This window comes from Gluconobacter cadivus, assembly GCF_015244745.1.
In the GTDB taxonomy this organism is placed as follows: Bacteria; Pseudomonadota; Alphaproteobacteria; order Acetobacterales; family Acetobacteraceae; genus Gluconobacter; species Gluconobacter cadivus.
Window position 1 is genome coordinate 23250 of sequence record NZ_JABCQI010000011.1, and the last position, 24721, is coordinate 47970.

Below are 24721 nucleotides of genomic sequence, written 5' to 3' on the forward strand. Positions count from 1 at the left end.
AGGCGGAATATGGAAAATTATGAAAATTCCTTCGCCTCTAACGTCGTTCAAGGTAGATTATCCGCGGAATAACGCCACTCCTGTCATTGTATCCTCTCCGCATTCAGGACGCTATTATCCTTCTGATTTTCTTGGCAGTGCATCCCTGTCTCTTTTTGAGCTCCAGCGGATTGAAGATCGCTTCATGGATCAGTTGCTGGAGGATGCCCCTGATTTCGGAGCGACTTTGTTGAGCGCAAACTTTTCCCGCGCCTGGTGCGATGTGAATAGAGACTGGCGCGAGGTTGATCCGGAGATGTTTGCTCCCACGCCTCCTGAAGACGAGGTTCTGTTAAGCGCCAAGGTACAGGCTGGATTTGGAGTGATTCCGCGGTGTATTTCGCAGGGACGCCAAATCTACGGGCATTCCTTGCAACTTTCCGAATTAAGAAAAAGAATTGCTACAGCGTGGCTTCCTTACCATGAAGCTCTTGGGGCGCTTTTGGAAGAGGCACGTCTGCGCTTTGGATACGCAATCCTTCTCGATATGCACTCGATGCCGAAATTACCTTATGCGCGTTCAGGCGATATTGTACTTGGAGACGTACACGGAAAAAGCTCCAGTAAAGAGATAATTGACAAAATAGAGACCGAAATAAAATATAGTAATTGTTCGGTTCGTAGAAATTTTCCATATTCGGGAGGCTATATTACGCAGCATTATGGAAGACCGGAAGAAAAAATACATGCTGTTCAGATAGAAATCTGCCGCTCTCTTTATCTGAACAGCGCGACCCTTGAGCCGGGAAGCGGCTTTATGGAAACAAAGAAAAATATGCGGCGTTTTCTCGCCGCCATATCGGGCTGGACCTTGTAAATTCATAGGGATCGCCCTGTTCATCCCGCCTTGACGGATCATTTTTCTTGGTGCGCGCAGTTTGGTTTGGTTATCGCCATATTGCCGCTTCCAGGCTGTTTCCGTCGATGAAGCAAAGTGCGTTTCTCCACTGGAAACACTAAGCGCTGTCTGTACCGATGAGGCGGGTCGGTATGGGTCATTGTGGATTATCACCGGATCAAACTGGAGAGAGGTCAAGAATAGTCACGTCTAGGACAGACGTCGTTTTTCTTGACCTCAAAACCCTCATAAAATTGAGTAATGGAGACTTGTGATGGTCCAGAATTTTACGCCACTCTGGGGATCCGCAACAGATACGCCAGATGTGATCGGCTTGGTCAAATCACCTCAGATTGCCAGCGCGTTTGGTAATAAGGTTGATGCAGATGGCGGACAGTCCATCAACCAATCAATTCAGTCCGGTGCGCTTGATGCACTCAGTACGCTCGATGGTGTGAGCGTTACGGATGTGCTGGCGGCCAGTAGTCGGGCGCAGGTGTCTTCGGTAATGCAGTTCAGGGCGCTTAAGACTGCCCCTGTTGCGGTTACACTGACATCGTGGGACGGGACGACCCAGACGCGAGGGGCTGCTGGAATTTTTCTTCTGGCATCTGATGGGCTTGTGGCGGATGGAGGTGTCGTCATTGCGACGGCGGGCGCCGGAACCTATCGCCGCGTTTTTCAGGGCGGGGTGGATCCGGCTTGGTACGGTGCAATCGGGGATGGCACCTCGCACCCGGCTTCAACGATGTTTGCCACACTGGCCGATCTGCAAACGGTTTTCCCCAAAGCTTATAGCCTATCACAGGAAATGGACTGGCTGGCGATTCAGGCTGCCTCGCTCTCGGGATATGGCGTTTCCGGCCCAAAGCGGGCCTATATGATGTGCAACAGTGCGGTTGCCTCCGATGACAAACCGCTTGTCTGGATTCCGGGCACTACATTCGGGTCGTTCGGTGGATCAACTTTCGATTTCACGGCGTTGGAAACCGCCGCTGACAGCCAGGATTTTGTGACAAACGGTACGTTCTCCGATACAAGCGGTGCAGGTTGGTCTAACGCCACGATCTACCCGGCAATGCAGATCACAGATGCAACCTTTACGACCGGTGCAGCTATATTTACCGATCCGGCTGCCCATGGAGCCTGGACCGGGACAGTCTCGGGCGGTGTTATGACCGTGAGCGGGTTTTCAGGAAGTCCTGGGCTGGCTGTGGGTTCTGTGGTTTATGACATTGACAACACGCTCGCTTCGGGGACGACGATCACGAAACTGCTGACGGGGACGGGGGGCGACGGCACGTACCAGATCTCTGATGGCGCGGCGTCTATTACAACTGCGGTCGCCATGTCAAACTCCACCGGCCATTATGGGCAGTTTGGCCAGAAGCTTACGTTGCCGGCCGGAAATTATACGCTGGACGTCAAGTACGAGGTTACGCTCGGGGCATCTTATGCGAATGGAAACGGACAGCCGGGGAATGTCGGGGTTTCGTTCAGTGCGAATGGTCCAGGGTCTGGAAATAATCCCTGGAATAATTATGTATTCAAAGACACCGGCTGGGCAGATCCAGCAGTTGAAGGCGAGATTTCGTTTGCATTCAATGTAGCAGAAGCTGGGAGCGCGTGGCTGACCATTTCGGTTTCGGGTTATATCAATGTTCGCGTTACGAGCGTCTCCGTCAAGGCATTGCGGTGGAACTGCGCAGTTCTTTCGACACGTGATGGTGCCTTGGAGCACTATTCGAATAATGTCCTGATCGAAGGTCTTACGATCCTTGGGCCGACGGGTAATGCTGGCCTGACGGGCTTATTTTATAATTCATTTCAGAACACGGACGGCACGATCCACAACTTCAAGGATCTTTCCATACAGGGGTTCGGTGTTGGGATTGACTGGCGTAACGGGGCTTATCTCGCTGAATACTGGAACTGCTCCGTAACGTCCTCTGCATTATATGCGGTCCAGTTCCTGGCGGGCAGCGTCAATGCGGGCGAGAATTTCCGCTGGTACGGCGGCAGTCTTGGAAATTCGACAGGAATTGTGTTCAATCCGGGCGGGGCTGAAATCACATTTTATGGAACGTCTCTGGATTATTCGGACCAGATCGTCATCCAGAACACCGGCCGCATCGAGATGCATGGTGTGCATTGCGAAATGTGGGGACCTCAGACTGAGAACAAACCGCTGTTTCACTGTACCGGAAGCGGATACTTGGGATGGTTTGGCGGGATGATCCTGCTGGCCGGAAATTCGGCGACCTATAAGACGCCACCGGTCTGGATGGAACAGAACCTTTCACAGATCTGTTTTTACGGGACCCAGCTTTACAATCTGACAAGTGCGGATGGTCGGGCAGCTTATGGCGCCGGGTCGATCAAGACGTTTAACATGCTGAATACCGGAAACCCTAATATCGGGACGTTTATCAACGGGACTTCCGATCGACTGGGACTGTCAGGAAAGTTTATTCCGCAGTCCAAGTCCGTATTGTGCCGGGATGGGATTGGACTGGCTGGCGGCCTGTACTCCGACAATGCCGATGCGGTCTCCCAATGGGTATCGGATGGCGCGTCAGTCGCCATGAGCACGGCCTATACCGTCAACGGCAATCCTGCCGCGCTGGCGGTCACGACCCAGGGTAACAGTCGGAACGACCGCGTCGTGCTCTGTATCCCGATTGATCGTTATCAGTCAGGTTTTTTTAATATCCAGTGCCTGTTTCCCTACGATCTGACACAGACTGGTAAGGTTCTTTCAACGAATTCGCAGTCAGCAGCCTACTCGGATGATGTCTTTCCTCTCTATGCGCGAGCGTTTTACGTGTCGATTGTGGGTTATGACAGCTTCGGGAGGCCGAACTTTGGTGCGCGCGATCTGTTCGCGGGTGAAGCGGATTTCAGAATTCCAAAACAGGGTTGCACCCAATGGATGGAAGCTGGTTTTGCGTGTGCTTATTTGGGGCTGCCATCGGCAGGCACAGGCGAAAATGATATCTCGCTTGCAGGTGCGGGGGGGGCTCCGTCCTTTGCAACACATATCGCCATTGTTCTGGACAGCGAAAGTCTGCCTGCGACGACATATTACATTGGGGAATTCGGTGGCTCCGTCTTCTGATTTTTTTTTGTTGCAAAACCGAGATACGCTTAAAGAAATGCTAGCTTTAGAGACTTCATATTTTCCGCCCTTCTGAAGTTCAGTCCGGGTCGGAGGCGGGGAGCGATCATTCGTATCGTCCTCCTTATCGACGACCCGGCATAGGGCGGCTCATAGGATCACGTTTCCACTGAAATAATATCATTCTACAAACAGCCAGCTCACCACACTGGTTTCGGATCGCTTTGTTCACCGGGAGACGCCGTTTTTCTCGCGGCTTGCTGTAATGCAGCCGCGATGCGTTCGAAATCGCCGGAGAGGTGAGAAATCGAGAAGCGGATATGAGAGGGTGCCAATAAGGAACATTGGTGGCCAGCCGAAACCCGGATGTTTTGCGAAGCAAGAGAAGCACAGGCGGCCTCATCATTCAGAACAGGAATCCAGAAACTGAAACCTTCTCCGGTAGGGATGTCGATGCCATTGTGGCGGAGAGCAGAGGTCATTTCATGGCGTTGTTCCTGATGATGGCGATAGTTTCCGTGGATGGTTTGGTGAGTTTTCTCATTCTCCAGAAGTCGGGCGGCGACAGTCTGCAACAGACGACTGGTCCAGACGGGACCAAAGCTGCGATAGGCTTGGATTTCACGAATAATCATGGATGACGCGGAGACGATGCCCAGCCGCAGGTCTGGTCCCAAAATCTTGGAGAGCGAGCGCACATGGATGACGCGTGGACCAAGCCATACTCCAATGCTTTCTGCCAGCACGTCCGAAAACCACGGAAAAGCGTCGTCTTCGATGATCCATGTCGAGGGAGATGTTCTGAGGATCTGGGCAAGTTCGTGCAGGCGCGCGCGCGACATACGCTGACCTGTAATAGCATTGATATTGGGCTGCAGATATAGTGCCGTCGGATTTCTAGCCAGAGCCTGTGCCAACGATGCGGGGAGAATGCCGTCGGTATCACTTTGCAGCGGGAGGATCGAGGTACTCAGGTAATCAAGAATATCGAGAATTCGCATGGGAGCAGGATCCTGAACCGCCACAGTGGATCCTGGAGGAATGAGCGCCTGCATGGTGTCGAACAAAGCGCTGTAGGCACCATTGGTCGCCATGAAATCCTCGGCCGGATAGGGCCAGTGCGCGGCACAGATCGCGCGAAGAGCCGGAGAAATCGTTTCGTCGTTATAAGTATTAAGGTTGGGAATAGAGGTCAGTGCCTCGAACGCATCGGAGAGATGGGGCAGGCGGCCAGGATCTGGCGTATAGGACGTCAGATTGAGGCTGACATTTTCAGAGCTGAGACTTGCCGTGCGCCTGACAGGGCGGGGCGAGAGAAACATATTGCACACATGCATTCCGCGTCGGCCACGCCCGGCAATAATTCCCCTTTTCCGCAGGTCGGTCCAGGCGATGGAGACGGTAGCGGGACTGATACCCAGACCGAAAGCCAGATCCCGGATTGAGGGCAGACGTGTCCCCACCGGCAGTGTTCCACTCTGTATCAGGGCGGAAATCTGCCGTGCGAGACCCCGCGCAGAGCGGTCATGCAGGCGGTTTACAAACCACTCCGGATTAAACTCTTCCATATCGTGATTCCAGCAAATAAATGTCCAATAACGTAATATCATTTGCGCCAGAGGAGTGAAGGCCTCTTAATCATTTCGTTGCCGACCCTTTTTAGAACACGGATCGAAAAGACATGATGAGCATGCCTTCTTCATTCAGGCAGAGACGCCCCCTTTCGGCCGGAGCAGTTCTTCTCTGCGGAACCGCATGTCTCATTTACATGCCGACTGCGTTGGCGGAGACGTCGATCCCACATACGAAGCGCTTCAAAGCCCATCTTGCGGGCAAAGCTACCCCACTGGTGGCGCCAAAGAAAAGAACTGCGGTGCAGGCATCCCAGGCCGAAAGCCTTCAAGTGGAGGGACGGCATTTTTTTGCATTTGCCCAGGCGCAGCGTCAGCCTGATTCCAATACACGGATTTCGGCTCAAACCCTGCTGGAACGGCGGGTTGTGTCCGTGACCGATCTTCAGAATTTAGCGCCAAATCTCACAGTACAATCCCTGAAGGGTACGCAGAGCATCAACTATCACCTGCGGGGCGTTGGGATGGATGATTATTATGAGAACAACGTCTCATCCGTCATGGTTTATCTTGATGGAATAGCTTATCCGTTTTCGTCCATGACGGATGGCATGATGTTCGATATCGCAAATGTGGATATTGCGCCGGGCCCGATGGGCTTTACTCATGGCATGCCAGATACGGGTGGTGAGGTTTCTCTACAGTCGAATGATCCTACGTCTGACTGGCACGGGAATATTACCCAGGATATCGCCAGTTATGCGCGTTCGCGGACAAGTGGCTTTATTTCCGGTCCACTCGCCAAGAATCTATCGTTCAGAGTTGCAGCACAGACAACACAAGGCGGGGGATGGCAGTATAACCCGTTGAATGGGGCGCATCTCGGCGACCAGAACCAGACCTCGCTTCGCGCCAAACTGAAATGGACACCTGACGATAAGACGGTCATTGCCTTGGGAGGACACTGGACGCGGGATCTGTCTGAACTGGTCAATGGCAATCCGGTCATCAACCTTGCGCCAGCGTGGCAGAAATATCCGAAATTCTCCGGCTACCGCCAGACGGCCTGGGGAATTCAGCCCGGTTTTGCAAAACTTGTTGGGCGTCCCGAAAGTCTGAAACCGTCTGAAGATAATATTTTCTGGGGTGCGGATTTCCGGATCAGCCGTGAATTGGGTTTTGCACGTCTGGAATCCATTTCGGCGTTCGAAACAGAGCGTCAGGGCGAATACTCGGATGAGGACGGTACAGAACTTGCGACTGGCGACGTTTATCGAAATGTGAATGGCGACGTCTTTTCGCAGGAACTGAAACTGGTTTCCACCTTACCAGGAAAACTGCACTGGACAGTAGGCGCCTATTACAATCGCTCCCGTATGCAACAGCAGTTTTATAACAATTTTAGCGATTATCAGGGGCGCGGATATATTTCAGAAAGCGCGTACGATCAGAACCAGCAGGCGTTTTCGCAGTATGTGAAGGTGAACTACGATCTTACGAAAATCATTACGGTGTTTGGTGGCCTGAACCACATGTCGGATGATCGCCAGCTTCTAAATTTCAAAACGATCAAATACGGTGTGAACACTTTAGACTTCGCCCCTGAAGGGGCGCTAACGAACCAACTGGGTGGGTTACTTGGGATCCAGGCACAGCTGACAGAACATCTGCAAACCTATTTCAAGGTCAGCAAGGGGTTCAAGCCCGGTGGGTTTGCTGCCAACAACACGGTTGCGCAGGCGCAGCTTAAGGCGTTCAAGCCAGAATCCCTCGTGGCGTATGAAGTGGGTTTCAAGAGTGAACCCCTGCCAGGAAAATTGCGCCTCAACGGTGCAGCATTCTATTATGACTACCATAATCAGCAGGTCGTTTCGAGTTTCCTGCTGAACAATTACGGTCCGCTTGGGACGTATGTGAATGTTCCCCATTCGGCAATCTGGGGTATTGAAATCAGTGCCGAGGCCCATCCGGTATCCCACATCTATATCAATGGTAACATGGGATATGAGCGCGGTTCCTACACATCCTTTTATGCGCTCAATACACCAGCCGTGAACGCCAACCGGGTCGCGACCGGAGTTTATAAGTCGTTTTATACGGATTATCGTGGGGCTGATCTCGGTATTCCGAAACTGACGCTGAGTGGCAGCATCGCCTATCGCGCCAATCTGCCCTACGGCCTGTCTACGGATCTGGGCGTAAATGGTAATTACCGGGATTCACAGGCGATGACGATCGGCGGGACGGGTGCCTACAGGCTTCCGCCATATTTCCTGATGGGGACATATGTCACCATCGGGAACAAGAAACAGGGCTGGAATGCCACGATCTACGTCACGAATCTTCTCGACCGGCACTACAGCATCACGTCCTCATCGCAGAGCACGACATATCAGCATGTACCCGGAGCACCGCGTTTTATTGGCGGCCGTCTGAGTTACGGTTTTTAAGAGGGGACTGTGATCATGAAAGTCGCATTGGGACAATTTGCAGTCGCTGCGGACTGGGAAACCAATCAGAAGCAGTGTCTGGAACTGATTGAACGTTCAAAAACGGAAGATGCCGACCTCCTGCTTCTGCCTGAGGGTATCTTGGCCCGCGATATCAACGATCCGGAAATCATGCCTCGGACCGCCCAGCCCCTTGATGGGCCCTTCATGGAAGGGTTGAAACAGGCAAGCTACGGGATCGCCGTGGCAGGATGCGTGAATGTTCCGGACGGGCAGGGGCGTTTTTTCAATACGCATTTCGTTATGAAGGATGGTGCCTTTATTGCGCTGTATCGCAAGCTACATCTTTACGATGCTTTCAATATGAAAGAGTCCCAAAGAACGTCTCCCGGCGTAGAACTGCCACCGGTTCTGGACATTGCTGGCATGCGGGTGGGTCTGATGACCTGCTACGATGTCCGCTTCCCCGAGTTGGCCCGCCATCTAGCGCTGGAAGGCGCAGAGGTTCTCCTCCTGCCGGCTGCCTGGGTGAGGGGGCCATCCAAGGAACGTCACTGGGAAGTTATGGCCGTAGCAAGGGCGCTTGAAAATACCTGTTATGTCGTGGCTGTTGGAGAATGTGGTCCGCGCAATATTGCTGCCAGTATGGTGGTAGATCCGCTTGGTGTCGTGACACTGGCTTTGGGTGAGGGACCAGCGCTTGGTTTTGCGACATTGCACCGGGAGCGCATTACTCATGCGCGTCGTATCCTGCCCGTTTTAGAGAACCTGCGGTTTACGGCGCCTGTACTGGCGCCCGTTTCGGCCGACGCATGACTTCAGAACTGACGTCCAAGCGAGATGGTCTGCGTCCATGGTTGGCGTTGGTTGGTCTTGTGGTTCCGGTCAACCTGATGATGGCACTCGACAAGAACAGCTTCGCGCTCGCTGCTCCGCGTATCGGACAGACGTTGGGGCTCGATTATGTGCATATTTCTCTAGTGATTTCCGCTCTGTCCTGGAGCTATGCGGTCATGCAGCTGCCTAGCGGATGGCTGGTACATCGGCTGGGGCCGCGCCGCGCGCTGGGAATGGCATGTCTGTTGTGGTCCTTAACAACGATGCTTATGCCGCTTTCAGCCGGTTTTGTATCTTTTCTGGTGCTACGCATGGCGATGGGGGCATTCCAGGCGCCGGACTGGAGCGCGAGTGTTGTGGCGGTGCATGACTGGTTTGCTCCTGAGCGGCGATCACGTGGCAATGCCGTATTACTTGGTGCCCTGTATCTGGGGTCCACTCTCGCCGGCCCCCTGACGACCGAAACGACGCTGATGTTCGGCTGGCAGCGGTGCCTGTTCGTTTTCGGATGCTTTGGCGCAGTCCTGAGCGTCGTGTGGCTGTTGCTGTTTCGCGATGGTCCGTACCGTCATCGGGAAGACACGCCAGCACTCCTTCCCGACAAACATGTTGTATATCAACTTGCCACATCAGGAGGCTTCTGGGCTATCGGCGGCTTTTATTTGTGCATGCTGGCAGTTCAGTCCTTTTATCATGTGACATTACCTCAATATCTTCTCTCGGCACGTCATCTGTCTTACCGGGAGATGGGCTGGGTATTTAGTTTGCCCTGGTTCTGTCTTTACGGTTCGGTTGTCACCAGTGGCTTTGTCAGCGATCGGATCTATGCGCGAACAGGATCGGTTTTTCAGGCCAGGGTGCTGTTTGGTGCTGCAGGAGCCGTAACAAGTGCGCTGTCTTTGGAAGCTGCGGCCCTCTGTCACGGGACTATCGCCTCGGTAGTGTTGCTTTGCGCCGCGTTGGCAGCTCTTGGTCCGTGTCAGGTGTCGATCTGGACTCTGGCACAGGAACTGACCCGTCATCATGCTGCCGTGGTCGTTGGGTGGGCTGGATTCTGCGGGAATCTCGCTGCGGGTGTTGTGCCAGTTCTGACGGCTCATCTTCTTAAAACTGGGCTGAGCTGGCCCAATGCATTGCTTTTACCGTGTCTACTCGGTGTGCTCGGAGCAGTGTGCTGTCTGCTGACAGGATATTTCGGGCAGATCGATGAATGCCAGAATACATCTTCAAGTAATACTTCACGGGAATCGTATGATGTCTGAAATTTTCAATGGTGTATGGATGATTGAAAATGCCTCTTCTTCATGGAGCGATGGAAAATTTCCTCCCGATATGAGCTTACGCCTTTGGCTCAATTTTCAAGACGGGCGGCTGATTTATCACTCGGAAAACAATACTGATAAAAGCCAGCCTGTCAAAATGCTCGACTATGATACGCCCCTGACCGGAGAAAGCAGCCCACTGCGGGGGAGTGCACGGTTTGACAGTGTACGTGTTCGCCAGATCTCGGAACGGGAATTCGAAATTTTGGAGATGCTTGGAGACGACGTTGTCGTAGCGGCATATTGGCGTTTTTCAGACGATGCAAAAAATCTCTGGCGCTGGGGAGTCGGAAAATCTCCGGAAGGGCGCTCTCGATCTTATGAAGAACTGTTTATCCGCCAGAATTAAGCTTTATCGATTGGAGGAAAGATCGCATTTCCCAAAACTATGAAAGCATGCCAGAAAAGCAGTTTCATAAGGGTTTGTGGCGCCCGGTAGGCGCGAAAGCGCAAGGACAGTATTAGACAGCATGAAAAAACAGCTCTTCTAACGGAGATTGCCATACAACGTCGCGGCAAACGCAGAGTAAAAAGTCATTACCTAGAACCATCAATCAATCCGGCATACCGTAAAACCAGGCGTCTAGGACACAATCAACGCTTCTTTAATCTCTTTGATTCAGAATATTGAAAATTCTGTTATGTTATGAAAATCAAGTGTTTCTCATAAAGGGAATGCAGTCACAATTTTAAAAAGAAGATTTTGAAAAATTATAAAATATTATAGACCAATCAGAAAATAGAATATTATAAATATGGAGACACTAAATTGATAAAACGCAAAAGAGGGGCGTTTTTAATAGCTTCATTAATAATTTTTTTATCAGGATGCGCGACGTCAGAATTGGATACAGCACCCTCCAGTCCTGATCATCCATGGACCCCTAATGTCACGTCTGGAGGTGTCATTATTCCTGGAAAAGAGAAAAGGATCTCCGCTTTATCTCTACCTGGAAAATATACCCTTCCTTCCAATCCAAACGCGGCTATTGAGGGGAGTGCGCCATTAATCAATAACCAGAAAAAAACTCCCTATAATTTAGCGGAGTTAATTGATATTTCGCAGTCTTCTAATCCTCAAACGAGGAAAGCATGGAATACCGCACGGGATGCTGCACTGGCCGTTGGCATCATTAAGAGTACCTATCTTCCAACGTTGACGGCGACTGTTGTAGGGGGTTGGTCTCGGGCAAGAAGTCAGACTACAGAAGCCTCTCTGAATGCGGATGACTATGGATCCATCGGCATTAACGGCACCCCGAGGCGGGGAAGCTCAGGTACAGCTGAGGTACAAACTGTAGGCTTGCGCTGGTTACTGTTTGACTTTGGACGAAGAGAGGCATTGATTCGCGCCGCACGCCAAGCCCAGCTGGCTACAAATGTTTTATTCACAGGTGTACATCAAAAAATAATCTATAGCGTTACCACTGCCTTCTATACGCATGCAGCGGCATCCACCCGGGCACAACTCTTGCAAACTGCTCTCGAAAACGCAGAGCATGTGCAGGCTGCAGCCGAAGCGAGGCTGAAGCAGGGGCAGGGAACAATTATGGATGTCACTCAAGCACGGCAGATTACGGCTCAAGTTAATCTCCGTCTTGTGCAAGCTGAAGGTGAAGAACAGAATACCTATCTGGCGTTACTTAATAATATGGGTGTTTCAACAAACTCACACCTCGATCTTGAAGACGTATCGGGTCGTCCTCTATCGTTAGAAGACGTTCGTTTGAGCGATGAAGTGGTTAAGGCCGCGGTTGGACGTCGTCCTGATGTATTGGCCGCTTATGCTGCAACACGTTCTGCCAAAAGCCGAATTTCTGCAGCGCGAGCGGCATTTCTTCCAAGTATTTTTATGACCGGCAATGTGGCATATTCAACGGGAAGAACGAGCCTGACCTCCATCCCGAGTGCCAGCGATAGTGTTTCTCCTACTCTTAATCTTTCAGGAAATCGCTTTAGCACTTTAATTCTTGGCGGTATTAGCGTGCCTATTTTTGACGGCGGTCTGCGCGCTGCCATTGTCAAACGTGCACAAGACCAAGAAGATAGTGCAGAGGCTACTCTTCAGCAGACAGTTAATGGCGCCGTCCAACAGATCGTTTTGGCGGAAAATGCTCTTCATACCAGCCTTCAGGCCTACGAAGCAGCCTCTAAACTCCGCGTGGCATCGCAAACGAATTTCGATGCAGCTTTATTGTCGTATCGCGCAGGGACAGGATCTGTGACGCAAGCGGAGTTAGCGCAAAATGGACTTCTTGATGCCAATATCAGTCGTTCAGACGCTTATTATGCGGCTCTGATTGCAGCTGCGGGGCTGGCTTTTGGAACAGGCTCGCTGGGCTAGCTCATGTTGACAAAACATCCGACCTAGAGCGCATTCCTGATTGTCTCCATCTACAGATATGTGTCCGTGCCTTCGAGCGCGCTCCGACGAAAGGACGCTGGAAGCCACCTGAAGGCATTTTAGGTTTATGACATCGGGAATGGTGGCTGGCCGTTTGATGCGGTCACGCCGCCATCCACGGGCATGATGAGACCTGTGATGTAGGACGCGTCGGCGCTCGCTAAAAATGTAATGGCGGCGGCCATATCTTCTGGTTCTCCCAAGCGCTGTAATGGCACCCGATCTTCCACACTTTTGACGAAGCCTTCGTCCTTAACCGCTTCTGCCGTCATGGCCGTACGTGTGACGGAAGGACAGATTGCGTTGACGCGCACACCCTTTTTGCCGTGGTCCATGGCCATGACGCGGGTCAGGTTCACCACGCCTCCTTTCGCGACATCATAATACGCCGTATTCCAATCTCCTCGCATGCCAGAAACCGAAGCGGTGTTGACGATGTTGCCTTTCGCTTTGATCAGCATGGGGAGAAATGTACGGCTAACGTTGAGAGTGCCGGTGAGGGTTGTCGCGCAGACGGTGCTCCAGGTTGCCAAATCGCAATCCAGAACGGTGCCCATAGCAGTCACTCCAGCGTTATTCACCAGAACGTCAAGTGTTCCAAACTGCTTCTCGACAAATTTATAGAGATCCTCAACCTGTTCCGGAGCAGAAATATCCGTCAGGGATGGCACGGCATATTTCGGGTCCAGCACCTTTGTAACGTCATCAAGCTTTGCCTTGTCCCGATCAACGAGGAGGACATGAGCGCCCTCGTCAAGAAACCGAAGCGCTGTAGCGTGCCCAATCCCTGAGGCCGCGCCCGTCACGAGAACCTTCTTATCCTTGAAACGCGATAATCCGTGAATAGACATGAATGCTTTCCCTACACAGTTCAGGAGATAAAGCGCTGTCGTCCCGGATGGTTGCCACAATAAGACACTCGGCCTGCCTGACGACAAACCGTCATCCATCGTGGAGATGGGGTGTTGGCCATTGTCATTCTGACATCGCGCATTACCGTCGCTGCGTGCGTAGGGCTAATGCATAGCGTGGTGGCTGTCATTCGCATGGCCTTAAGCGCTGCGCTGGGTCATAGCACACGCTTCCTTGTCGTTGGCTGGGCAGGAAGCGTATTGCTTTCCTACTCCGCAATCAGCTTCTTCAGCCGATCAATTCCACGTTTTCGGCAATCAATATACCTTCCAACAGCACCGTCGCGCTTTCAGAATGATGATAGCTCTGCGCGTCTTTATTCGCCATGCGAGGCCGCGCATTTTTGCTGCAGTCGCTGCATGGCATCGGGGGACATTGGTGCAACCATCATGGCCCTGTAACTCATGCAGGCAACCGTTTCATGCTCTGGAGGCTTACTAGAGCCGCCAGAACAGGCATTCAGAACGAAAGCCAGAGAAGCTATAGCAAACAGGCGCAAAACACTTCTCAAACCTGATAAAGTTCCAGAGGAAGACCGTCTGGGTCTGAGAAAAAAGTGAAAAGGCGGCCTGTATACGGATCTGTTCGAACAGGCTCCGATTCCACACCATGACGCTCAAGATGCTGCACCACTGCAGAGATGTCCTGAACACGAAAAGCCAAGTGCCGTAGGCCACAAGCTTCTGGCCGCGATATCCGAGGAGGAGCCGCCGGAAAGGAAAAGAGTTCGATTTGCGCGTCACCAACCTTGAGGTCGCACTTCCAGGAGTCGCGTTCGGCACGAAAATTTTCAGCGAGGACGGGGAAGCCCAGCACGTCAACGTAGAAATGTCGGGAACGCTGATAATCGGACGCTATGATCGCAACATGGTGGAAACCTAAGATGCCTCCTGAAGTCTGCTCCATTTGGTCTGTCCTCCACACAACATGATCAGATCAGTAGTAATGCCACGATCTTTCCATATCTACCATTTAGGCGGCAGTTTACCGGTCCGTGCTCTTCCGTCTAGATCGCGGAGGCCGATGTCACCCCTGTCCAGCAAGAAGTCTGGGGACGGGCCGTAATCTCGCCTGCTAAAGCGTATTGATTAGCGGCCGAGTACATCACAAGCTTGGGGCATAGCACATAGTGCAAGTGGTGAAGGCAAGAAGCTGATAAATTCTGCTCACGCCTTCACCTCGGACATACAGGAAACTCACAGTGTTTTCTGCAAGCGCTCACTCGTTGCCGGTCACTATATTATGGCTCACCCATAAATGCTCCGACTACGGGAATTCCTACAATGCAGCAACGACCACAATATCGAGAAGCATTTGCTCAGCCTCTTATCAGTTGATGACAGACGCCCTCAAGCTGGCTGTTCGCACTCAGATAGCCTGGCCGCCGGAAACCTCGATCCGCTGTGCATTGACCCAACGATTGTCTTCGGACAGCAGCGAGGCAATCATCGGGCCGATATCATCCGGAACTCCAGGACGTCCAAGCGCAGTTGCTTCCGCGATATGGCGGGCCACCTCCGGATTGTCCCGTACTACACCGCCTGAAAAATCCGTCTGGATAGCGCCCGGGGCAATTGTATTCACGGCAATGCGACGCGAGCCGAGTTCCTTGGCCATGTAACGTGTCATAACTTCCACCGCCCCTTTCATGGAGGCATAAGAGATACGGCCAGGGTAAGAAAAACGGGTCAACCCGGAAGAGATGTTCACGATCCGACCGCCATCTGCGATTAATGGCAGCAACGTTTGCGTCAGGAAGAGAGGACCTTTCACGTGAACACGATAAGCGGCGTCAAGATCCTCCTCCGTCACCTCGCCGAACAGGCCGCTATGCGACGTCCCTGCCATGTTGATGAGGTAGTCGAAACGCTCAACGCCCCAGTCGCCCAGCACGCGTTGAATCTCATTGGCAAAAGCCGGAAACGTGTGAATGTCGGCAGTGTCGAGTTGTAAGGCCACAGCGCGAACCCCGCTGCGTTCTACGCTGGCGACAACCGTGTCAGCAGCAGCCTTATTAGCGTGGTAAGTGAAGATCGACGAAATACCACGTCGGGCCAGCGCCTCGACAGTCGAACGCCCGAGGCCTCGGCTTCCGCCGGTGAGGAGGGCAATTGTTTTGACTTCAGGCATGGGACTCTCCGTTTGGTGGGAGCCCCATATTGCTCATCCTATCGACCGTTCGATAAGATCGTCCTTTCCGAAAGCATTGTTTTGCATCATGGAACAATCCCATGGACAGGCTTGCCACGCTCGATCTTTTTATCCGCATTGTTGATCGCGGCAGTTTCAGTGCTGCAGCCGCTGCCTGTGGCGTTTCGCGGCCGGTCGCGACCGCTGCGATCAAGGCGCTGGAGAGCAGGCTTGGCACCCGATTGCTACAACGTTCGACCCGGCACGTCCGGCCTACGGTGGAAGGAACCGCCTATTATCGGCGCTGCATCGCGATCCTGGCTGATCTCGAGGACGCGGATCGTGAAGCGGCTGGAACTGTTTCCGGCATTTTACGCGTGGACGTCGTCGGCTACCTCGCGCGCACCATCCTGCTGCCGGCGCTGCCCGATTTTCTCATGCGGCATCCCGCCCTGACCGTCCATCTCGGAGAGGGCGAACGGTTTGTCGATCTGGTCCGGGAGGGGGTGGATTGCGTCGTGCGGGCCGGCCCTCTTGCTGACAGCGACATGGTGGCCCGCCCCCTGGGGGTGATGGAAGAAATCACCGTGGCCAGCCCGGACTATCTGGCGCGGCATGGAATGCCCACGACACCGGAGGACCTTCAAGGCCATCAGATGATCGGTTTCGTATCGTCGCGCACCAGCCAGCCCCTGCCGCTGGAGTTCACGCGCGGAGACGAAGTGATCGAGATCATACTGCCGACGCAGTTGTTGGTTAGTGGCGCTGAAACCAGTGCCGCGGCCACGCGGCAAGGCTTTGGCCTTGTGCAGGCACCACGTTACCGCTTCATTGATGATCTCGCGAATGGCAGGTTGATTGAAGTTTTGCCCGATTTTCCCCCGACACCCACACCGCTCTCGGTGCTCTATCCGAGCAACAGACAGCTTTCTCCGCGTGTGCGTGTCTTCGTTGACTGGTTGGTGGAAATTATCGGCTCGGGGCTCCTTCCGAGCGGGTGAGGTGTGCCGCGAGAAGCCCGGCATTGACGGAAGCAAACCCGTTGTTTTCGAGTAATATTATGGCGGTTTGCTTCTCGGAAACATCCAGCACTGATCTCCAAAGAGATCAGCCGTCTGTCGATAGGGTTAACTCTTCCCAGTCCGCAATTTCCTTTTCCAGACGAGAGAGACGGTCACGAACCAGTTGCAGAGCATCACTCCCCAAAAGGAGTTGAGGTGGAGGCGTGTCCGACGCGATGAGTTGAAGCACTGCCGCGGCGAGTTTCGCTGGATCGCCCAGTTGTCTGCCGTTCTTCTCGTGTCGAGCGGCCCGGATAGGGTCGAACAAAGTATCATAGTCCCCGATCGAGCGCTCAGTCCGCACCATCGAACGCCCGGCCCAGTCTGTGCGGAACGATCCGGGGCACAATGCGGTGACATGAACGTCAAACGGCGTCATTTCCGCGCGCATGACCTCTGAAATCCCCTGTAAAGCGAATTTGCTACCACAGTAAGACGCCAAGCCCGGCATGGTGATGAGACCACCCATCGATGTCACGTTCACGATATAGCCGCCACGGCGTTTGCGAAAGCGCGGCAGGAAGGCTTTGGCGACTGCAATGGCTCCAAAAACATTCACGTCGAACTGGTGCCGCATTTCCTCTAAAGGGGATTCCTCCAGAATACCTTCATGGCCATATCCGGCATTGTTGATGAGCACGTCGATCGGACCGTGATCTTCTTCTGCCTGTGCGACAATGGCGGGAATACGATCGAACTCGGTGACGTCACACAGGACTACGCGGATATCCGGGAGTTGCTCCAGTAACGATGCTCTTGCGGTTGGCGAGCGGACTGTACCAATCACCCGATGACCGGCTTCAAGGGCAGCCCGGGCGATGGCCAACCCGAAGCCTGAATTGGCGCCTGTGATGAAAAAAGTATGCTTTGTCATGGCGTTGCTCTGTCTGGTTGTATTCACGCCTTGACCAATAATATTGAACCGGCGCCTTATCTATTGCAGTTCCTCTAATATTCTTGCCTGATCCTATGATCCCTCATTCCGCACCCTCTGCTCTCCTTGTACTAGCCGCCGCCCTTGCACCGCGCACTGGCTACAACGCCACGCTTTTGCCCGGTATTCGCATCCTGCGTTCCGAGACCGTCCTTGAAGATGTGCCGGTTCTTTATCGCCCTGGTGCGGTCTTTGTATTGCAAGGGGCCAAACAGGGGTTCCTCAATAGCGAGGTCTACCGCTATGACGCCGACCATTATCTTGCGGTTTCAGTCCCCGTACCTTTTCGGATGGCGTCGCAGGCCAGCGCCGACCAACCTCTGCTGGCTCTCTACTTTGATTTTGACCTGCATCTGGCCGCTGAAATTGTGACAGCACTGGAGGGACACATGGGTCATGACGAGGGAGTGCGAGCAAAAAGCATGGTTTCAAGCCGGATGACGCATTCCATTGTGGATGTGCTCCAGCGTCTGCTTCACGCTCTCCATCATCCGCAAGAACTTGCCATTCTTGGCCCGGGGCTACTCCGGGAATTGCATTATCGTGTCCTGATCGGTCCACAGGGGAACGCCCTGATGGCAGCGCTGCGTGGCCACGACACGTCAGACAGGATTGTACATAGCCTGAGGCTGATCCGCGAACGCTATAATGCTAGACTGTCGGTGCCAGAACTGGCTGCCGAGGCCGGTATGAGCGTTCCGTCCTATCACGCCGACTTTAAGGCCCTCACTGGAACGACCCCGATCCAATACATCAAGGTTTTGCGGCTACACGAAGCCCGGTTGATGGTTGCACGGCGCAAGGGTTCGATGGCCATGGTTTCTGCCGAAGTCGGCTATGCCAGTCCCGCCCAGTTTAGCCGGGATTTCAGGCGCCACTTCCATCGCACCCCAAGCGAAGAGGCTAAATGGATGCAAGAACATCTGGGAGAGTCGACCTTACAAGTCGAATTGCTTGTGCCGCCTTGAAAAAGGTCGGGAGCACCGGCAGGCTGCGTAGATCGTCTTCAGATCGAACTGGCCATGAGGACGCTGATGTCAGCCCGCCAGACCCATTTTGACGCTGGCGGTTTCCATACGGGCATGGCGCACAATCTGTGCCCCGCCATGCAGACCCAGTCCTCCCATGATGAAAGCCACGATGATATCCGGCCATCCCGTACCGGTGCCGAAAACGCCCAATGCCGCCAGTACAACCGCCAGATTGCCGATAGCGTCATTGCGCGAGCAGATCCAGACCGAGCGCATGTTCGCGTCCCCACTGCGGAAGCGGTACAGCATCAGAGCAACACCCCCATTGGCCAGCAGTGCCAGCGCGCCGATCAGGCCCATGGTTTCGGCATGCGGCAAAGTTCCTGACCAGGCGTGCCACAGCGTATTGCCCAGCACCCAGAGCGCGAAGACCAGCATGGTCACGCCCTTGAGCATTGCCGCTCGGCTACGCCACGCCAGCGCCATACCCGTGACGGTAAGGCTGATGGCGTAATTGGCGGTGTCTCCGAAGAAGTCGAGCGCATCCGCCTGCAGGGAGGCGGAACCCGCCATGACGCCGGCGATAATCTCGGTCAGGAAAAAACCGCCATTGACGATCAGGGCGATCCAGAGTGCTCGGTGCCAGTGGCGGTCATCGTGACCAGTCGAAGGAGAGACGGAACTTGGGCAGCAGGAGTCATGACAGCAGGGCATGGCGACACTCTCGCAAAAAACGAAGAGCACCCCATATCCACCCTGTAGTCACTACAGGGTCAAGAACTTCATGATGCAGACATATACGATCGGGCAGCTTGGCCGCCTGACGGACACGAAGGTTGAAACCGTCCGGTACTATGAACGCATCGGATTGCTGCCGCATCCACCACGGAGCGTTGGCAATTACCGCGTTTATGATGGCGCGCATCTGGCGCGTCTGGGCTTTATCCGCCGGGCGCGTGAACTCGGCTTTCCGCTGGATCAGGTGCGGGAGCTGCTGGAATTGTCCGGGCAGGAGGCTCGGTCCTGTGAACAGGTGGACGAACTTGTCCAAGCTCATGTCACGGATATCGAACGCAGGATTCACGATCTGCAGACACTCCGACAGGAACTGACACAACTTCTTGCACAATGTCAGCATGGCAAGATTGCCGAATGCCGGATCATTGAGGCGCTTCAGCCTCGTGTGACAGGGTAAACAACGGCCTAACGTTGGGCTCCCCGTTATCCACGCCAACGTGGTTGACCGAACCGCCCTGAGATCGGAGAAGATCGGCTTGCACGCATGACGCAGTATGGGGCGTAGTCCATAGTCGTACGGAACTATTTTTCTGTCCCTGTCATGTGCAAAGCCTGTGCGACAAGTCCAGACGGCCCTCTACAGGTCCTATTGATACAAAAATCACCTTGGTAGCCTGAAAGTGGTATGTAATACCCGGCTGAGACCGTCCCAAACAGATGATGGAGCACCGGACGTGGTCATCATGCCGGATATCTTTTGAAGAAAAACCACCTGGATCATGGTGGTATGAAGCGAACGGCGGACCTGCCAGTTTGTCCGCCCCCGGTCGTAGGTTTTGCAGATCGTTATGCAGACGGTTTTGTGGACACATATCATAGACATGACCGCGCCCAGCTTTCTCTGTTTCTTGGAGGAACGGTCACTGTCAGCGCTCTGGGCCAGAGTTTCGTACTGGGCACCGGGCAGGGACTGTGGCTTCCCGCCAACACGCTCCATCAGGCGGAGTGCCGCACGGACCTTACATTTCAGGTGGTTTATGTCGATCCGGGTCTGACCGAAGTCACTGATCTTCCCTGCAAGATGTTTGATGTTTCGTCTCTCATGCGCGGGCTCGTGGACGAGATCATTGCCATGCAATACGAATTTGTCATGGATGAGCGCATGACAGCCATCGCACGGCTTCTGGTCGATGAAATCAGACGCGCGGCTCCCATTATGAACCGGCTGATTTTTCCTGCCGATCAGCGTCTTTTGCGTGTGTGTATGGCCATTGTCGCCCAACCCGGAGACTGTCGGGACATCGACCACTGGGCACGCGAGGCTGGCATGGCTAGACGGACCTTTACACGACTGTTCCATCAGGAAATGGGGATGGGCTTTGCTGCCTGGCGCCGGCGTGTCCGGGTGATCGAGGCAGCATCCCGCATCGCTGCCGGGCAACCTGTCTCCGAAGTGGCATTTGAACTGGGGTACGAGAACGCTGGCAGTTTCAGCACCATGTTTCATCGGACGTTCGGAATGTCTCCCCGGTCCCTGCGGGCGACCACACTGACACCGGTTCCGTAACTTTCAACCGTCCTTCCGGCACCTTCCATTATCGTCGATCAGGCAGATTTTGTTTGCGTTCGGGCCAATGGCTTTCGCATCGGTTGATGACACCTGCAAATATGACTAGGAGCGCAATTAAGAGTTATTCTCAAAAAACAGACCACCGACCCTCTGGGTGCAGAAGCCGGTGACGACACATGGGTGGGGTATGCAGCGTAACAGGATCATCTACACGGGCCTTTTTTTGATCGTCCTGAATGATACGGCTTTCGCAGCCGATCAGGAAAAAAAACCTGATGCAGGTCGGCGTTCAGAAGCAGTCGTAGCTGCGCAGACTTCTCCAAAAACCGCGGAAACACGCGCAAAGGATGTCGAGCAGATCAAGGTTCGCGCTCATCTCGCATCGACCGTCGCTTCATCGGCCACCAAATCGAACACACCGCTTGTCGAGACCGCCCAGTCCGTGACGGTCATCACCCGTGACGAGATGGATGCGCGTGGTGTGCTGAACCTCAATCAGGCCGTCCGTTATGCTGCGGGTGTGACTGCGGATACGCGCGGTGGGGAAGGGACGCGCTATGATCTTTTTGATCTTCGCGGATTTACGGTTCCAACTTTTCTGGACGGGTTGAAATTTCAGGACAGTCCGACAGGTTTTGCGGTAGCCCAGACCGATACGTTCCGGCTGGATCGCGTCGAGCTTCTCAAAGGACCGGCCTCCGCGCTTTACGGCCAGTCGAGCCCCGGTGGCCTGACGGCCATGTCCAGCAAACTCCCCACGGACCAGCGGTTCTATGGCGGCGTAAATGCGACGGGCGGGATGTTCGATCTCTATCGTGTCGATGCGGATGTGGGCGGTTTTGCGACGAATGACGGGATGGTCCGTTACCGTGTGTATGGGACGGTCAACGGGCAGCACACGCAATTGAGCAGGACCGGAAGTCGACGTTTCAGCATCAGTCCATCCTTTACGTTCGGTGGCGATGGCCCGACGACCCTGACTTTGCTTGGGAACTACCAATATGACCCGGAGAACGGCTCTTATGGTGGCGTTCCGCTGATCGGCTCTCTCAAACGGGCCTCTTACGGGTATCTGCCGCGCAATTTCTATGACGGCGATGTATCAGCAGAAAAATTCAATCGTCGTCAGGGCGCCATTACCTACATTCTGAACCATCGTTTCAACAATGACTGGAGCTTCAGCACGCGCGGTCGGTATGATGACATCAGAACGGTCTACCGCAGTGTTTATAACAATGGATATTACGACAGTGATGACGGTATCAGCGGCCAGATGCTGTCGCGTTCAGCTTATGGGACGCAGGAACATACCTATAATCTGGCCTTTGACAGTCAGTTCAAGGGGAAAGTCCGCACAGGTCCGTTACGTCATACGCTGATGTTCGGCTTCGACTACATGCAGCAGAAAGCGAACGATACGGAAGCCTCTGGCGATGCGCCTGATCTGGACGTACTGCACCCGGACTATCATATGATTATTCCGGATCTGACGCCCTATCTGCACTATGTTACGAAGTCCCATCAGGCGGGCGTTTATGGTCAGGACGAGATCCGCTGGAAACGTCTGATCCTGACGGGCAGTCTCCGTAATGACTGGTACCGGTCAAGACAGGTCGAATATTTCGAGCAGTCGAATACACGGCAGAGTGCAAGCCAGATCACCTGGCGTGCGTCTGGTCTGTATCATTTCGATTTTGGTCTTTCACCTTATATCAGCTACTCGACATCCTTTCAGCCACAGTCCGGTACGGTGTCGAATGACGGAGGGGCAACGCTGCGTCAGGCTCATCCATCCATCGGAAAGCAGCTTGAAGGCGGCCTGAAATACCAGATCCCCGGCACGTCCGTCCTTTTGACTGCGGCGGGCTTTCATATCGAACAAAGCAACGTGCTCGTCTCCGTTGCCAATACCGGATACAGCCTGCAAAGCGGACTTGTTCATTCGGACGGTTTCGAATTTGAAGCACATGCCCAGCCATTCCATAATCTGATGGTTACAGCGGCCGTCAGCTTCCAGAAGGTCAAGGATGATTCTACCGGCAAGCCACTGATCCAGTCCGGCAAGGGGAATGCCTCCCTGTTTGCTTTCTATACGATGCCCTCGGGCCCGCTCAAAGGTTTCGGCTTTGGTGGGGGCATGCGGTATTCGAACAAGGCTTATGGCGGCGAAGCGACCTATGGGAGTGTTTGGCTTCCGCAATATGCTCTTTTCGACGCATCCGTGGCTTATGATCTGAAAAACCTGTCTCACTCCCTGCACGGCTGGAAAGTGTCTGCAAGTGTGAGAAACCTGTTTGATAAAAACTATATTGCGAACTGCTTCGCCTACGGCGCTGATGGGCAATACTGCTACTATGGTGAACGCCGGAATGCTCAGGCCAGTATAGGATACAGCTGGTAAGTTTTATATCACGCTCATACTTTCTCCGGTGCCTGGGAAAATGGCACTTCATCGAATTCAGAGCTGGTCTCTCACGGGGCATGAACTTCAGCTATGGTCGGAATGAATATAGAATTCGACGGGAACGGTCAGGGTGATGGGATCACCCTCGACTGTATCAGGCGGTGGTGGCAAGGGCTGCGCGCGCTTGGGAAGGGCTACAGCTTCCTGATCCAGAAGCGGATGACCCGAGCTGCTGGCGAGCGTTACTGAAAGCACATGCCCTCTGCGGTCCATCGAGAAAGTGACCGTCGGGGCGCCCTCTTCGTGATCAGCCATGGCGTCGGCGGGATAGCGTTTGAATTTCTCGAGTTGCGCCAGCAGCGCCCCCTGCCATGTGACAGGATCATGTGAGGCACGGGACGAGGATGCTCCCGGTGCAGGTGTGGCCTGTGACGGGGCGGGAGGGGCCTCAGAGGACGGCGGCGCGGTTGTCTGATCCGCTGGCGGTGTTTTGTCCGGGATCGGCTTCCGGTGCAGGGGAACCGGGAGATGTTTCTTCACGATCCTATGTGGTTTTTCCGGCTTGGGCACAGGAACAGGCGGGTGGGGCGCGGGGGATGGGGGCGCGGTAATCTTTGGTGGATCTACGGGTGCCGGATCGGGGATGGACTGTGTCTGCTGTGGACCGGGTGGAACATCCGTAGGCGGTGTCGGGATTGATACCGGTTCAGGAACCATGTCGATGGCAATCGCGGCAGGGGGCGGCGCGGGAACGGCCATAACCGGCGGCGGCAGCCGCATGACGTACCACAGAGTGCCGCTACTGATCGCAAGAACAGCCAGAAAGGACAGCCCCCAGCGGAGCGCGTCTGCGCGATGTTTCAGTCGGAACTGGTCTCGTTGCCATCTGCTGAAAGAGAAAAGATCCTCCGCGCGGTTGTCCAGTTCCCGCGGCCGCCCGGTCATCCCGATCACGGTGTACCTCCTGGAAAGGCAGCCGGGTTTGACGCTGTTTCGCCCCCTTCTTCCTGTCCTTGCAGGTTGACGAGCGCCACCTTGAGGTAGCCGGCCGAACGAAGTCTGTTCATCACCCCCATCAGCGTCCCGTAATCAACCGTCTTGTCTGCCCGCAGGAAGATGCGTTCGTCGTGATTTCCTTTTGTCGCCCGTTCCATCGCCGGGCCCAGTCCGCTGGTTTCCAGAGTGTCTTCTCCCAGAGCCAGAGTGTGATCCGCCTTGATCGTCAGGAATACGGGGTCCTCAGGTCGAGGCGTGGGTTTTTCGCTGGAGGACGGCAGGTCTACCGGCACATTCACGGTGGTCAGGGGGGCGGTCACCATGAAAATCACGAGGAGCACCAGCATCACATCTATGAACGGCGTGACGTTGATTTCACTGGCTTCGTGCGGGCTTTCGTCAGCGTGGCGGATGCGGATCATACGG

The 24721-nt window shown here is 54.1% G+C and carries 20 protein-coding genes; 12 read left to right on the forward strand and 8 right to left on the reverse strand.

Translation table 11 applies throughout. The features are described from left to right. The first annotated feature begins 19 nt into the window (after nucleotides 1–19). Both HKD28_RS14055 and HKD28_RS14060 read left to right on the forward strand, forming a co-directional pair. A complete protein-coding gene (locus HKD28_RS14055; RefSeq protein WP_194268859.1) occupies nucleotides 20–856 on the forward strand; it encodes an N-formylglutamate amidohydrolase in 837 nt (278 codons plus the stop codon). A gap of 295 nt (nucleotides 857–1151) precedes the next feature. Further along, nucleotides 1152–3995: a hypothetical protein gene (locus tag HKD28_RS14060; protein ID WP_194268860.1), complete on the forward strand. Its 2844-nt coding sequence runs from the start codon at nucleotides 1152–1154 to the stop codon at nucleotides 3993–3995. Between the two features lie 200 nt (nucleotides 3996–4195). Here the strand turns inward: HKD28_RS14060 and HKD28_RS14065 are convergent, their stop codons facing one another. Beyond that, nucleotides 4196–5563 carry an aminotransferase-like domain-containing protein gene (locus tag HKD28_RS14065; RefSeq protein WP_194268861.1) on the reverse strand — a complete coding sequence of 456 codons (1368 nt, stop codon included), beginning with the start codon at nucleotides 5561–5563 and terminating at the stop codon, nucleotides 4196–4198. A 305-nt stretch (nucleotides 5564–5868) separates the two neighbouring features. Between HKD28_RS14065 and HKD28_RS14070 the strand changes: the two genes are divergently transcribed. From HKD28_RS14070 to HKD28_RS14090, 5 genes are all read left to right on the forward strand, one after another. Further along, complete coding sequence (locus HKD28_RS14070) at nucleotides 5869–8016, forward strand: TonB-dependent receptor (RefSeq protein WP_328750677.1); 2148 nt, start codon at nucleotides 5869–5871, stop codon at nucleotides 8014–8016. Between the two features lie 15 nt (nucleotides 8017–8031). Continuing rightward, a complete protein-coding gene (locus tag HKD28_RS14075; protein WP_194268863.1) occupies nucleotides 8032–8832 on the forward strand; it encodes a deaminated glutathione amidase in 801 nt (266 codons plus the stop codon). Then, nucleotides 8829–10115 carry an MFS transporter gene (locus tag HKD28_RS14080; protein WP_194268864.1) on the forward strand — a complete coding sequence of 429 codons (1287 nt, stop codon included), beginning with the start codon at nucleotides 8829–8831 and terminating at the stop codon, nucleotides 10113–10115. Before HKD28_RS14075 ends, HKD28_RS14080 begins: the two co-directional genes overlap by 4 nt. After that, nucleotides 10105–10524: a hypothetical protein gene (locus HKD28_RS14085; RefSeq protein ID WP_194268865.1), complete on the forward strand. Its 420-nt coding sequence runs from the start codon at nucleotides 10105–10107 to the stop codon at nucleotides 10522–10524. The genes HKD28_RS14080 and HKD28_RS14085 overlap by 11 nt, the downstream gene beginning before the upstream one ends. A gap of 423 nt (nucleotides 10525–10947) precedes the next feature. Beyond that, nucleotides 10948–12519, forward strand: a complete 1572-nt coding sequence (locus HKD28_RS14090; protein WP_328750711.1) for a TolC family protein — start codon at nucleotides 10948–10950, stop codon at nucleotides 12517–12519. 125 nt (nucleotides 12520–12644) lie between these two features. Here the strand turns inward: HKD28_RS14090 and HKD28_RS14095 are convergent, their stop codons facing one another. The 3 genes from HKD28_RS14095 to HKD28_RS14105 form a co-directional block, all read right to left on the reverse strand. Beyond that, on the reverse strand, nucleotides 12645–13430 hold the full coding sequence (locus tag HKD28_RS14095) for a meso-2,3-butanediol dehydrogenase (RefSeq protein ID WP_194268866.1): 786 nt from the start codon (nucleotides 13428–13430) through the stop codon (nucleotides 12645–12647). A gap of 568 nt (nucleotides 13431–13998) precedes the next feature. Next, nucleotides 13999–14397: an SMU1112c/YaeR family gloxylase I-like metalloprotein gene (gene gloA2 / locus HKD28_RS14100; RefSeq protein WP_194268867.1), complete on the reverse strand. Its 399-nt coding sequence runs from the start codon at nucleotides 14395–14397 to the stop codon at nucleotides 13999–14001. Between the two features lie 462 nt (nucleotides 14398–14859). Beyond that, nucleotides 14860–15621 (reverse strand): SDR family NAD(P)-dependent oxidoreductase, encoded by a 762-nt coding sequence (locus HKD28_RS14105; protein ID WP_194268868.1) that lies wholly within the window; start codon nucleotides 15619–15621, stop codon nucleotides 14860–14862. Between the two features lie 101 nt (nucleotides 15622–15722). Here HKD28_RS14105 and HKD28_RS14110 point away from each other — a divergent pair, with 101 nt between their 5' ends. Continuing rightward, nucleotides 15723–16622 carry a LysR family transcriptional regulator gene (locus HKD28_RS14110; RefSeq protein ID WP_194268869.1) on the forward strand — a complete coding sequence of 300 codons (900 nt, stop codon included), beginning with the start codon at nucleotides 15723–15725 and terminating at the stop codon, nucleotides 16620–16622. Nucleotides 16623–16728: 106 nt separating this feature from the next. On the opposite strand, the gene HKD28_RS14115 is transcribed toward HKD28_RS14110, so the two are convergent. Continuing rightward, nucleotides 16729–17556 (reverse strand): oxidoreductase, encoded by an 828-nt coding sequence (locus HKD28_RS14115; RefSeq protein WP_194268870.1) that lies wholly within the window; start codon nucleotides 17554–17556, stop codon nucleotides 16729–16731. Between the two features lie 95 nt (nucleotides 17557–17651). Between HKD28_RS14115 and HKD28_RS14120 the strand changes: the two genes are divergently transcribed. Beyond that, a complete protein-coding gene (locus HKD28_RS14120; RefSeq protein ID WP_194268871.1) occupies nucleotides 17652–18584 on the forward strand; it encodes an AraC family transcriptional regulator in 933 nt (310 codons plus the stop codon). 69 nt (nucleotides 18585–18653) lie between these two features. Here HKD28_RS14120 and HKD28_RS14125 read toward each other — a convergent pair whose 3' ends face one another. Continuing rightward, entirely contained in the window at nucleotides 18654–19331 is a 678-nt protein-coding gene (locus tag HKD28_RS14125; RefSeq protein ID WP_457851967.1) for a cation transporter, read from the reverse strand. A gap of 40 nt (nucleotides 19332–19371) precedes the next feature. Between HKD28_RS14125 and HKD28_RS14130 the strand changes: the two genes are divergently transcribed. The 3 genes from HKD28_RS14130 (at nucleotide 19372) to HKD28_RS14140 (ending at nucleotide 23296) form a co-directional block, all read left to right on the forward strand. Further along, entirely contained in the window at nucleotides 19372–19782 is a 411-nt protein-coding gene (locus HKD28_RS14130; protein ID WP_194268872.1) for a MerR family transcriptional regulator, read from the forward strand. A 330-nt stretch (nucleotides 19783–20112) separates the two neighbouring features. After that, a complete protein-coding gene (locus HKD28_RS14135; RefSeq protein WP_194268873.1) occupies nucleotides 20113–20892 on the forward strand; it encodes an AraC family transcriptional regulator in 780 nt (259 codons plus the stop codon). 190 nt (nucleotides 20893–21082) lie between these two features. Then, nucleotides 21083–23296, forward strand: a complete 2214-nt coding sequence (locus HKD28_RS14140) for a TonB-dependent siderophore receptor (protein WP_194268874.1) — start codon at nucleotides 21083–21085, stop codon at nucleotides 23294–23296. A gap of 87 nt (nucleotides 23297–23383) precedes the next feature. On the opposite strand, the gene HKD28_RS14145 is transcribed toward HKD28_RS14140, so the two are convergent. Next, complete coding sequence (locus HKD28_RS14145) at nucleotides 23384–24244, reverse strand: energy transducer TonB family protein (protein ID WP_194268916.1); 861 nt, start codon at nucleotides 24242–24244, stop codon at nucleotides 23384–23386. 5 nt (nucleotides 24245–24249) lie between these two features. Continuing rightward, a complete protein-coding gene (exbD, locus tag HKD28_RS14150) occupies nucleotides 24250–24717 on the reverse strand; it encodes a TonB system transport protein ExbD (protein WP_194268875.1) in 468 nt (155 codons plus the stop codon). Nucleotides 24718–24721: the final 4 nt, after the last annotated feature.

Excerpts from the sequence above, each read along its gene's own strand:
- HKD28_RS14145 (WP_194268916.1), bottom strand. The coding sequence starts at position 24,244 with ATGACCGGGCGGCCGCGGGAACTGGACAACCGCGCGGAGGATCTTTTC.
- HKD28_RS14110 (WP_194268869.1), top strand. The coding sequence starts at position 15,723 with ATGGACAGGCTTGCCACGCTCGATCTTTTTATCCGCATTGTTGATCGC.
- HKD28_RS14065 (WP_194268861.1), bottom strand. The coding sequence starts at position 5,563 with ATGGAAGAGTTTAATCCGGAGTGGTTTGTAAACCGCCTGCATGACCGC.
- HKD28_RS14060 (WP_194268860.1), top strand. The coding sequence starts at position 1,152 with ATGGTCCAGAATTTTACGCCACTCTGGGGATCCGCAACAGATACGCCA.
- HKD28_RS14115 (WP_194268870.1), bottom strand. The coding sequence starts at position 17,556 with ATGACAAAGCATACTTTTTTCATCACAGGCGCCAATTCAGGCTTCGGG.
- HKD28_RS14135 (WP_194268873.1), top strand. The coding sequence starts at position 20,113 with ATGAAGCGAACGGCGGACCTGCCAGTTTGTCCGCCCCCGGTCGTAGGT.
- HKD28_RS14140 (WP_194268874.1), top strand. The coding sequence starts at position 21,083 with ATGCAGCGTAACAGGATCATCTACACGGGCCTTTTTTTGATCGTCCTG.
- HKD28_RS14120 (WP_194268871.1), top strand. The coding sequence starts at position 17,652 with ATGATCCCTCATTCCGCACCCTCTGCTCTCCTTGTACTAGCCGCCGCC.
- HKD28_RS14080 (WP_194268864.1), top strand. The coding sequence starts at position 8,829 with ATGACTTCAGAACTGACGTCCAAGCGAGATGGTCTGCGTCCATGGTTG.
- HKD28_RS14055 (WP_194268859.1), top strand. The coding sequence starts at position 20 with ATGAAAATTCCTTCGCCTCTAACGTCGTTCAAGGTAGATTATCCGCGG.
- gloA2 (WP_194268867.1), bottom strand. The coding sequence starts at position 14,397 with ATGGAGCAGACTTCAGGAGGCATCTTAGGTTTCCACCATGTTGCGATC.
- HKD28_RS14105 (WP_194268868.1), bottom strand. The coding sequence starts at position 15,621 with ATGCCTGAAGTCAAAACAATTGCCCTCCTCACCGGCGGAAGCCGAGGC.
- HKD28_RS14075 (WP_194268863.1), top strand. The coding sequence starts at position 8,032 with ATGAAAGTCGCATTGGGACAATTTGCAGTCGCTGCGGACTGGGAAACC.
- HKD28_RS14095 (WP_194268866.1), bottom strand. The coding sequence starts at position 13,430 with ATGTCTATTCACGGATTATCGCGTTTCAAGGATAAGAAGGTTCTCGTG.
- exbD (WP_194268875.1), bottom strand. The coding sequence starts at position 24,717 with ATGATCCGCATCCGCCACGCTGACGAAAGCCCGCACGAAGCCAGTGAA.
- HKD28_RS14085 (WP_194268865.1), top strand. The coding sequence starts at position 10,105 with ATGATGTCTGAAATTTTCAATGGTGTATGGATGATTGAAAATGCCTCT.
- HKD28_RS14130 (WP_194268872.1), top strand. The coding sequence starts at position 19,372 with ATGATGCAGACATATACGATCGGGCAGCTTGGCCGCCTGACGGACACG.